A 9,595-nucleotide genomic window follows, 5' to 3' on the forward strand; every position below is an offset into this window, starting at 1 on the left:
ATACCTTATTATTCTGTTCTCTTTCACATCTTCTTTCCTTAACTTGACGCGTATGCTCATGTTAATGCTGCTGGAGAGCATGAACTACTATAGCGAAAAAAGCAACAGCTCAGCGGGCTGTTGCTTTTTTCCTGCGCAGCACAGGTATTTTTCTAAAAATAGGATTCTTTCACTTCAATATTTTCATCAACGCATTATTTGGAGGTGGCAATCCAAAAGGGCACTTTTGCATATTCCATATAGCTTCCAGTTGCACTTCTCACATGCGTAGTCAAATTTCTCTAAAGACATTTTCTCTCTAATTCTTTTTACTGCTTCGTTCCAGGTTAAGGCCTCTCCAATTTTTATCTCTAAAACTTCTATATGCCTTCTATCTAGCTCTAAGACTTTAGCTTGTGTGGTACATTCACCTTTTTTAGTCTGACTTGGACAAGCGCTGCAGATACTATCAAGATCACCGACTATCTTAATTTGAGTATTGGGATTGGTAATTACTTTATTCGCTATCCTTCTATAGTTTTTTACAAAACCCTGAGAGTACCCATACCCTCGAAATGCAAGAGTGCACATAAAATGATGAGGGCGGAACCTTATCATTTTTTTAAATATTGTAAAACCGCCACTAGTAGAGAAATCTTCACTAAACCAGGCAGAATAAATGGCAGAACACCAAACGTTATTGCCTGTTTCAGACCAACGTGAATAGCAAACCAACTGACACCATAGATAAAGATCGCAACTGTGCCAGCCAGACAACTTAGAGAATTACGCATAAGTGATTCACATTTGGAGTCTAGTAACTCATTTACTTCGCCCATTACCATAACAGCAGCTAAAAAGCCAATTAAATATCCACCTGTTGGTCCAAGAAAAGTGTGATAACCACCAGAAAACCCCGCAAAAATGGGTAACCCTGCTGTACCAAGTGATAAATATGTAAGCACGGAATAAAATGCCGTTTTGCGGTTAAATTTGAGTCCAATAAGCATCACTCCTAAACTTTGTAGTGGATAGGCACAGGTTGCAACGGTATTCTTATTTGAGCCATTAGAAACAAGAGCAAGACGCAAGAGAGAACTTCAACTAATGTTGATTTGCTACTATATTGTGTTGTAAACATACCACTCCAAATGAAATATATTTATAGTATTATATTTATGGAATTTCGCAATTTAAATTTTACTTATATTGTGCTACAATGAGTTAATTTATATACCTAAATCAAAATGATAAATGAACAAGATCTATTGGCGTTGATGAAAGCAAGACATAGCGGGCGTTTATACGATCCGAATAAAGTAGTAAATCAGGCAAAGATCAATATGCTGATAGAAGCAGCAAGGTTTTCTCCTTCATGTTTTGGTGACGAACCTTGGAGGTATATTATATGTAACAAGCAAAATAACCAAGGTTCATGGGAAAGATTACTAAATTGTCTTGATGGATCTAACCAAAAATGGGCAAAAAACGCACAAGTTCTAATTATATCATTAAGTGCTAAAAATTTTCGAAAGCTGGATAAAGGAAAAAATTTCTGGGCTAAGCATGATACTGGCGCAGCAAACTATGCGCTTATGTTGCAGGCTGCATCTATGAACTTAATGGCACATCAAATGGGTGGATTTGATAGGGATAAAATAATAGAAAAATTCAACATACCTGATGATTTTAATGTAATGTCAGTGGTAGCAGTTGGTTACGAAGAAGAGGGTGCTGAAGTTAAGGAAAAGAAAAGAAGGCCAATAGAAGAAATATTTTTTTATGACGAATGGCCGAAGCCCTGAAAAAAATGCATGGCACTGGTAACAACTTTGTTATCATAGACTCACGTTTAACAAACAATTTAGACTGGAACTATAGACAAATTGCTGATCAAAACGGCTGCGATCAGGTGATAATTATGACAAGGTCTGATGCTGCGGACTGTTTCATGCACATCTACAATGCTAACGGTAGTCAAGCTGAAATGTGCGGAAACGCAGCACGTTGCGTTGGATATTTGATAATGTCAGAAAAAGGCACTGAGTATGCAACTATCGAGTTAATAAACGAGCGCACTTTAGAGTGCTTTAAGGTGGATGGTAGGTCCATAAAGGTCAATATGGGTAAACCACTGTTTAAATGGCATGAAATTCCTCTATCCATTGAATGTAACACTCTTTGCTTACCTATAGAGGTTGAAATGCTAAAAGATCCAGTTGCAGTGAATATTGGCAATCCTCACATAGTCTTTTTTGTTGATAACATAAGTGAGATACCGTTGCAAAACTTAGGACCAAGATTGGAAAACCACATATTATTTCCCAAGAAAGTGAATGTCAGCATTGTACAAATTGAAAAGTGTGGAGAAATAAACTTAAGAGTTTGGGAAAGAGGTACAGGTATCACTGCTTCATGTGGTAGCGCAGCTTGTGCAGTATTTGTTGCGTCCGTACTTCGTAAGTATTTGACTGCTAAGCAAACTTCTGTAAATTCGCCAGGGGGAAACTTACTAGTTGAATGGGCAGACGATGTATTTATAACTGGTAATGTAGGGTTTCTATAGCAATATTCTAAACTTGATTCATTACTTCCAAAACTTTTTTACCAATTACTGCAGGAGTTTCTGCAATTGCAATACCAGCGCTCCTCATAACTTCCAGCTTTGCGCCAGCACTTCCTCCACTAGAAGAGATAATCGCTCCAGCGTGTCCCATGCGTCTTCCTGGAGGTGCTGTTTGACCAGCTACAAACCCAACAATTGGCTTTTTAGTTTTTTCTGTCTTCACAAAATGTGATACATCCTCTTCTTCATTTCCACCTATTTCACCAATGACTACAATACCATGGGTATCTTCATCTTTTAAAAACAGCTCCATACAATCAACAAACGTCATACCATGAACAGGATCCCCTCCAATTCCTATGCACGTTGACTGACCAAGGCCAACAGCAGTTGTTTGCGCTACTGCTTCATAAGTCAAAGTTCCAGAACGAGACATAATCCCTATATGTCCACGCTTGTGAATATGCCCTGGCATAATTCCTATTTTACATTCTTCAGGTGTGATAACCCCCGGACAGTTGGGACCAATCAATCGACTTTTCGAACTAATAAGCGCATGCTTAACTTTTACCATGTCAAGTATAGGAATGCCCTCTGTAATACAAACTATCAGCTCTATTTCCGCATCTATTGCTTCTAGTATTGCATCAGCAGCAAACTTAGCAGGCACATATATCACTGTGGCATTTGCATCAGTTTTTTCCTTAGCTTCTACCACAGTATTAAAGACCGGTAAATTAAGGTGAGAGCTTCCGCCTTTGCCAGGAGTTACACCACCAACCATTTTTGTTCCGTAGTTAATTGCTTGCTCTGAGTGGAATGTGCCCTGTGCGCCAGTAAAACCCTGGCATATTAATCTTGTATCTTTGCTTACTAAAATGGACATGATTTATTTTACCTCTTTTACTATTTTCTGTGCAGCTTCATCAAGTTCGTCTGCAGCAATAATATTTAATCCTGACTCTTCTAAGATTCTCTTTCCTTCTTCAAAATTAGTACCTGATAACCTGACCACTAAAGGAACTTTTATACTCATTTCTTTTGCAGCCTCAACGATACCACTTGCAATGATATCGCAGCGCATTATACCGCCAAATATGTTAACTAAAATCCCCTTTACGTTACTATCAGACAATATAATTTTAAACGCTTCGGTGACAGTCTCTTTACTTGCCCCACCGCCAACATCCAAAAAGTTGGCAGGTTCTGCTCCGTAGTATTTTATTATATCCATTGTTGCCATAGCAAGACCCGCACCGTTTACCATGCAACCAATGTTGCCATCCATTTTAATATAACTGAGCCCATGTTTCGAAGCTTCTATTTCTTCTTTTACTTCTTCATCATAGTCACGGAGTTCCACAATCTCCGAATGACGGTATAAAGCGTTATCATCGAAATTAATTTTAGCATCAAGCGCAATAAAATCTCCAGAATTTGTTTCAACTAGTGGATTAATCTCTATTTGGCTTGCATCAGTTGCAATAAATGCATCATATATATTTTTTGCAACATTTGTTATTTTTTTTATTTGTTCTGGGCTCAAATTCAAACTGTTGCTTAACTTGCTGCTATCAAAACTGGTAAAACCAGCAGTGTAATCAATATCAAATTTTACAATTTTTGTAGGAGAATTTTTTGCAACTTCTTCAATATCTATTCCACCTTCTGAGGAAAATATGAATGTTGGTCTACTGAGCTTGGAATCAACTACTAGGCTTAAATAATACTCTTTCTTAATGCTTGAGCCTTCCTCAATGTATACTCTCCTTACTTGCTGCCCTTTTGGTCCTGTTTGGTGAGTAATTAAAGTCATGCCAAGCATAGACTTTACAAACTGCTTGGCTTCTTCAGCCGACTTTGCCAACTTTACACCACCAGCTTTGCCTCTGCCACCTGCGTGAATTTGAGCTTTAACCACAAGCACGTCAGATTTTAACTGATCCATTTGAGTCTCTATTTCTTCTGCAGATGTAGTAACGAAACCCTTTGGCACTGGAACATTAAATTTGCGCAAAATCTCTTTCGCTTGATACTCGTGAATATTCATAAAACAACCAATGATAAACTCTATTAAAAACTACCAACCATAAGGCTGTCTTGTAGTCTCTTGTTGGCGCCTCTTTTTTTTAGCTTCAGCTTTCTTTTTAGCTCTCTTTTCTGATTTCTTTTCATGGTATTGCTTTTTCATTTTTATCCCTCTTCCTTCTTTTTGAATTGTTTTTTTCAATACTGGAAAAGCTCTATCTACATCACCATAATGAACTGATACTTCAATCAAACTTTATACCTCCTTTGGTCAAAAATCTACTTATAAACTAGAAAATTAACATTGTCAATTATTTTATAAACTTAGCTGTAATACAAAAGGGATATCTTTAAAAAGACTTAACTATTAAAAGCGTTGGAGCATCTTAATTTGCTATGCAACAAAATCATCTCATACACCGGAATAACGAAGTAGTGCTGTATCAGTTAAAATTCTCATTGCTCGCAGTACTTTTTTGTTGTTGACTCTGCTGCTTATACATAGCTTCAAAATCTATAGGATCTAGCATAAGTGAAGGAAACCCACCACTACTTGTAACCCTTGCAATTATTTCTCTCGCAAAAGGAAAAAGAAAAGTAGGCCCACCAATAAATAAAGCTTGCCTTATTTCTTCTGCACTTAGCTCTGCAAAGTTTTCTATTGAAAAAATACCACAATATTTCGTTTCACAAATGAAAGCAATACCATCTTTTATGTTCTCATCTTTTACCGTTGCTTTGGCTTCTATATGCAAAGTAATTTCATGGAAAGATTTTTCTTCATTCTCTCCTTCCTCGCCTTCAGCTCCTTCCAATTTCACTGAATTGATATTAACCATTACATTAATGCCTGGAACTTCTTTTGCAGAGAGAAATGGTGAATTCGGATTTTCAAACGATAGATCTTTAATATACTGACCATGAATTTTCATTTTGTGTTGTGACATTTTTTGCGTCTCCTTATAATATAAGTTGAAGTATTTAACACTTTCTTGTACAATATAACCATTTATAGATGAATAGCAAACCTAAATTACAGATAGGATAAGCCATTTTCATTAATAATTAATAATGTTCAGGTACTTTATATGCTAGGGGGTTGAGTTACTATGATAGAGCTCGTAATATATGCTTTATTGGCGGCATTCATTTTTTCACGGTTGTACAATTCTTTAGGAAAATCAACAAACCTCAATCTAACAAAACTGACTAGTGCACTTGATATAAGCCAAAGTAGAGAAGATGTAGTAGAAAACATTGAAGATTACATCGATAGCAACGACAAAAATGCAATAAAAGCTACTTATGAGCAAATATTACAAAAAAATAAAGATTTCTCCGTTTCCCATTTCATGGAAGGTTCAAGCATAGCTTTCGAATTAATAATAAAATATTTCAATCAAGGAAATCTGTCTCAGTTAAAACCTCTCTTGGATAAAGACTTATACAACAATTTTGCAGAGAAGATCAGACATCGTAAAGAGATACAAGAATCTATAATTGTTTCTATTGTTTCACAAAAGATTTTAGAAATAAAACTAGTAAAAAATGTAGTGTTTATTGCAGTATATTTCCTTTCAGAGCAAATTAACTTTGTTAAGAATGACAAGGGAGATATTATATCAGGTAGCACATCCACTATCAATAAAGTTGAGGATGTTTGGCAATTCAAAAAAAATATTACTTCATCAAACCCAAGCTGGTTGCTTACTTCCGTAAACTATAAAAAGGCAGATGATGGTAAAACGAACGTAAAGTATGAATAATTCTATGAACATGGAAAATAAATTACGCGAAATAGTACTTGATACTGAAACTACTGGTTTGGATATCGAATCTGGTCACCGGATTATTGAAATAGGGTGTGTGGAACTAATTAATCGCATCCCGACAGGTAAAGTATTCCATCGGTATATCAATCCAGAAAGAGGTATACCTTACCACTCATTTAAGATTCACGGCATTAGTGAAGAGTTTTTAGAAGATAAACCATTATTTCCAGATATTGCATTAGAGTTTCTTGACTTTATATCTAACGATATTTTGATAATTCACAACGCTGAGTTTGATATCAAGTTCCTTAATATGGAGTTGGGTAAATTGAGTGCTGGATTAATCTCTTCAGACAGAGTGCTGGATACATTGCCACTTACGAGAAAAAAGTTTGCAGGTTCACCCGCATCTCTAAGTGCATTATGTAAGCGTTTTGATATATCGTTGGAGAATAGAGAATTACACGGAGCACTAATTGACGCTCAGTTGCTTGCAAAAGTATATGTTGAGCTCACAGGAGGGTTACAAACTTTCTTGTTTGATAATCAATGTGAGCAGGATAACAACTCCACAGCCATTCAGCACAAAGTACGTAATTTAGCTCGTAGGGAACACTCACCAAGTAATGAAGAAGTTAATGAACATAGAAAGCTGTTGGATAAAATTAACAATCCACTTTGGAAGAAATTTATTGAATGGGTCAATAAATGAAGATACAATTTAATTTTACTATGTGCTCTCTAAATGCTAAAGTTTGCAAGGTTATTGTCTAGTGTAATAGTAACATTAGCAGCCATTTTTCTTGGTTATTGTTATTTCACTAAAAAAGGCATATTTGCTCCAGCAGTGATTCACAACGCAGAAGTCAAGATAGGAGGAGATTTTTCTTTGATTAATCAAGATGGACAGATCATACGTAGTAGTGATTTTAAAGATAAGTATATGATGATTTTCTTCGGATTTTCTTCATGTAAAAAGATTTGCCCTATGAATCTTGGAATAATTTCAGAAACACTTGCAAAGCTAGATGAGAAAACTAATAACAAGCTACAAACGTTTTTTATAACAATTGACCCTGAACGCGATAGCACGGAAAAACTCAAAGAATTTCAGCAGCAATTTGATCATAGGATACAAATGCTGACCGGTGAGAGAGAGAAAATAGACGAAGTAATTGCAAATTATAAAGTATATGCTAGCAAAGTTGGTGGGGAAGAGGAAATTAACCATTCTTCAATAATATATCTTATTGGCCCTGGAGGAAAATATGTCACACACTTTGCAGCTGATCTAAATTCGGATGAAAGTCAATCTGATAAAATCACAGCTGAGATCACAAAATACGTAAGTGAGCTATAGGCTTGCCACATCTGTTTTGCGTTGAACGGATGTCATTTCTACCTAGCTAAGCTCAAGGCATTTGTTCAACAAAGTGTGAGATAGGTGCAAAGTTTCTTCTATGATGTTCTGTAATACCGTGGAGGTTTATAGCATCTATGTGCTCTTTTGTCCCATATCCTTTATTTTTATACCAATTATATTCTGGATGTTGATCATGCAACTCTTGCATCAGCTTATCTCTTGTCACTTTTGCGATAATTGAAGCGGCTGCAATTGATATACTCAAACTATCACCGCTTACTATGGACCTAACCTGCCATTTTACTTTAGGTGATTGATTACCATCAACCAGCACATAATCTAATTCTAGACCTAAGTTTGTCAATGCACGTTGCATTGAAAGTTTCGTTGCTTGTAAAATGTTGTATGAATTTATTTCTTCAACACTTGCCATTCCTATACCAAATTTTGCAACAGACGTTATCTTTTCGTATAGAACTTGCCTGTTTTTAGCAGTCAACTTTTTTGAGTCATTAATTCCTTCAATGATTATATTTCTATCGGTGAATACTACTGCTGCAGACATTACAGGACCAGCTAGCGGACCCCTTCCAACTTCGTCCACTCCTGCTATCACTCCTGATAATTTATTTTCTAATGTGAAATCTGGGTATGCCATAAGTTTTTATAACAAGAAAGCTACAGTAAAGATTGAACAGGTAATGGCAATTATCCAAAATTTCATAACTATTTCATTTTCTGACCATCCCTTCTTTTCAAAATGGTGGTGTATTGGTGCCATAAGAAAAATCCTCCTTCCCTTCCCATGCTTAAGCTTTGTATATTTAAAATATAATACCTGGAGAATTACAGATAGTGTTTCTATTACAAAAATTATTCCAATAACAGCGAAAAATACTTCCCTTTTAATGAGAACACTGATTAGTCCCAAAGCTGCACCGATTGATAAACTGCCAACATCACCCATAAACATTTTTGCCGGGTGTGCGTTAAACCACAAGAAACTTAAAATTGCTCCTACAAATGCAATACAGAATAAAATAATGTTTACGTTTGCTTGAGTTATGTACGCAACTAGTCCTAAAGAAACAAAAGAAGTGATAACTTGAGTTGCAGCAAGGCCGTCTAGACCATCTGTAATATTTACAGCATTAGAAGAGCCGACAATCACAAACGCAGCAAACGGAACATATAGGCAGCCAAAGTCGATCATTATTCCTTTAACTAGGAACGTTTTTGCAAAGTCCTCAGCAAAATATAGCTTAAATATGGACATACCAATCAGAGTGACAACAAATTGGATAAGTATTTTGGTTTTTGCGCTTAAACCTCGATGGTTATTTGCTTTTAATTTTAGATAATCATCAATAAATCCAATCAGGGCAAAAAACAGAGTTATAAGTACCAGCAATAGAATTTCTGGCGTTAGTTGAGTCCAAAGTAGGATTGGTAGTAAGGAAGAAATCAGTATTACTATCCCGCCCATGGTAGGGGTATTTTTTTTTGTCATTAAATGACTTTCTGGTCCATACAACCTGATTGGCTGTCCATTTTTGCATACTTTTTTTAGAAGTTTTATAAAATAGGGGGAAAGAATAAATCCAAAAATAAACGAGGTAAAAAATATTTTTATAGATGAAGTCATCTATCTATTTAAATTAACCAATCGAGTATTATACCGGATACTCACAAATATCATAGCACAGAGGATTTGGAATAGTCATTAGAACTAGATTTTAAGTATTGGTGTTTTTTGTAACGCTGTTGCTCCTAAATCGCACTGATCTAAACATTAAAAAGTTTATCAAACGAAAAAAGGCAAAAGAAGCCCTGGTCGGTGGCTAATTATTTATATGTACCTCAAATATCGGCGTTTTTATCCTCAAC

The 9,595-nt window shown here is 35.9% G+C and carries 13 protein-coding genes; 5 read left to right on the forward strand and 8 right to left on the reverse strand.

The features are described 5' to 3' along the window. Positions 1-186: 186 nt before the first annotated feature. The gene (locus DM84_RS02685; RefSeq protein ID WP_250778207.1) at positions 187-597 is read right to left on the reverse strand and encodes a DUF1284 domain-containing protein; all 411 of its coding nucleotides are present in this window, start codon (positions 595-597) and stop codon (positions 187-189) included. Then, positions 594-989, reverse strand: a complete 396-nt coding sequence (locus DM84_RS02690; RefSeq protein WP_250778208.1) for a biotin transporter BioY — start codon at positions 987-989, stop codon at positions 594-596. Before DM84_RS02690 ends, DM84_RS02685 begins: the two co-directional genes overlap by 4 nt. Positions 990-1,226: 237 nt before the next feature. Here DM84_RS02690 and DM84_RS02695 point away from each other — a divergent pair, with 237 nt between their 5' ends. Both DM84_RS02695 and dapF read left to right on the forward strand, forming a co-directional pair. Next, positions 1,227-1,784, forward strand: coding sequence for a nitroreductase family protein (locus tag DM84_RS02695; protein WP_250778209.1), 558 nt, complete (start codon positions 1,227-1,229; stop codon positions 1,782-1,784). After that, positions 1,769-2,545, forward strand: coding sequence for a diaminopimelate epimerase (gene dapF, locus DM84_RS02700; RefSeq protein WP_250778210.1), 777 nt, complete (start codon positions 1,769-1,771; stop codon positions 2,543-2,545). The genes DM84_RS02695 and dapF overlap by 16 nt, the downstream gene beginning before the upstream one ends. A gap of 7 nt (positions 2,546-2,552) precedes the next feature. Here the strand turns inward: dapF and sucD are convergent, their stop codons facing one another. From sucD to secB, 4 genes are all read right to left on the reverse strand, one after another. Then, complete coding sequence (sucD, locus tag DM84_RS02705; protein WP_250778211.1) at positions 2,553-3,431, reverse strand: succinate--CoA ligase subunit alpha; 879 nt, start codon at positions 3,429-3,431, stop codon at positions 2,553-2,555. Positions 3,432-3,434: 3 nt separating this feature from the next. After that, positions 3,435-4,595, reverse strand: a complete 1,161-nt coding sequence (sucC, locus tag DM84_RS02710) for an ADP-forming succinate--CoA ligase subunit beta (RefSeq protein WP_250778212.1) — start codon at positions 4,593-4,595, stop codon at positions 3,435-3,437. A gap of 30 nt (positions 4,596-4,625) precedes the next feature. Further along, a complete protein-coding gene (gene rpsU / locus DM84_RS02715; protein WP_250778213.1) occupies positions 4,626-4,826 on the reverse strand; it encodes a 30S ribosomal protein S21 in 201 nt (66 codons plus the stop codon). A gap of 190 nt (positions 4,827-5,016) precedes the next feature. Beyond that, a complete protein-coding gene (gene secB, locus DM84_RS02720) occupies positions 5,017-5,520 on the reverse strand; it encodes a protein-export chaperone SecB (protein ID WP_250778214.1) in 504 nt (167 codons plus the stop codon). 162 nt (positions 5,521-5,682) lie between these two features. On the opposite strand from secB, the gene DM84_RS02725 reads away from it, so the two are divergent. From DM84_RS02725 to DM84_RS02735, 3 genes are read left to right on the forward strand one after another with little or no spacing between them, the layout of a single operon-like run. Beyond that, positions 5,683-6,339 carry a Tim44/TimA family putative adaptor protein gene (locus DM84_RS02725; protein ID WP_250778215.1) on the forward strand — a complete coding sequence of 219 codons (657 nt, stop codon included), beginning with the start codon at positions 5,683-5,685 and terminating at the stop codon, positions 6,337-6,339. A 10-nt stretch (positions 6,340-6,349) separates the two neighbouring features. Next, complete coding sequence (dnaQ, locus tag DM84_RS02730) at positions 6,350-7,057, forward strand: DNA polymerase III subunit epsilon (RefSeq protein ID WP_250778219.1); 708 nt, start codon at positions 6,350-6,352, stop codon at positions 7,055-7,057. A 33-nt stretch (positions 7,058-7,090) separates the two neighbouring features. Beyond that, a complete protein-coding gene (locus DM84_RS02735) occupies positions 7,091-7,705 on the forward strand; it encodes an SCO family protein (RefSeq protein ID WP_250778216.1) in 615 nt (204 codons plus the stop codon). Positions 7,706-7,757: 52 nt separating this feature from the next. Here the strand turns inward: DM84_RS02735 and DM84_RS02740 are convergent, their stop codons facing one another. Both DM84_RS02740 and mraY read right to left on the reverse strand, forming a co-directional pair. Further along, positions 7,758-8,366 (reverse strand): ribonuclease HII, encoded by a 609-nt coding sequence (locus tag DM84_RS02740; RefSeq protein WP_250778217.1) that lies wholly within the window; start codon positions 8,364-8,366, stop codon positions 7,758-7,760. A 6-nt stretch (positions 8,367-8,372) separates the two neighbouring features. After that, positions 8,373-9,353, reverse strand: a complete 981-nt coding sequence (mraY, locus tag DM84_RS02745) for a phospho-N-acetylmuramoyl-pentapeptide-transferase (RefSeq protein ID WP_250778218.1) — start codon at positions 9,351-9,353, stop codon at positions 8,373-8,375. Between the last annotated feature and the right edge of the window lie 242 nt (positions 9,354-9,595).

Origin of the sequence: Wolbachia pipientis, from assembly GCF_023661085.1 — a bacterium.
Taxonomy (GTDB): domain Bacteria; phylum Pseudomonadota; class Alphaproteobacteria; order Rickettsiales; family Anaplasmataceae; genus Wolbachia.

Bases quoted from the DNA above. Each gene is read 5' to 3' on its own strand.
- DM84_RS02685 (WP_250778207.1), bottom strand. From the start codon at position 597: ATGATAAGGTTCCGCCCTCATCATTTTATGTGCACTCTTGCATTTCGA.
- DM84_RS02690 (WP_250778208.1), bottom strand. From the start codon at position 989: ATGCTTATTGGACTCAAATTTAACCGCAAAACGGCATTTTATTCCGTG.
- DM84_RS02695 (WP_250778209.1), top strand. From the start codon at position 1,227: ATGATAAATGAACAAGATCTATTGGCGTTGATGAAAGCAAGACATAGC.
- dapF (WP_250778210.1), top strand. From the start codon at position 1,769: ATGGCCGAAGCCCTGAAAAAAATGCATGGCACTGGTAACAACTTTGTT.
- sucD (WP_250778211.1), bottom strand. From the start codon at position 3,431: ATGTCCATTTTAGTAAGCAAAGATACAAGATTAATATGCCAGGGTTTT.
- sucC (WP_250778212.1), bottom strand. From the start codon at position 4,595: ATGAATATTCACGAGTATCAAGCGAAAGAGATTTTGCGCAAATTTAAT.
- secB (WP_250778214.1), bottom strand. From the start codon at position 5,520: ATGTCACAACACAAAATGAAAATTCATGGTCAGTATATTAAAGATCTA.
- DM84_RS02725 (WP_250778215.1), top strand. From the start codon at position 5,683: ATGATAGAGCTCGTAATATATGCTTTATTGGCGGCATTCATTTTTTCA.
- dnaQ (WP_250778219.1), top strand. From the start codon at position 6,350: ATGGAAAATAAATTACGCGAAATAGTACTTGATACTGAAACTACTGGT.
- DM84_RS02735 (WP_250778216.1), top strand. From the start codon at position 7,091: ATGCTAAAGTTTGCAAGGTTATTGTCTAGTGTAATAGTAACATTAGCA.
- DM84_RS02740 (WP_250778217.1), bottom strand. From the start codon at position 8,366: ATGGCATACCCAGATTTCACATTAGAAAATAAATTATCAGGAGTGATA.
- mraY (WP_250778218.1), bottom strand. From the start codon at position 9,353: ATGACTTCATCTATAAAAATATTTTTTACCTCGTTTATTTTTGGATTT.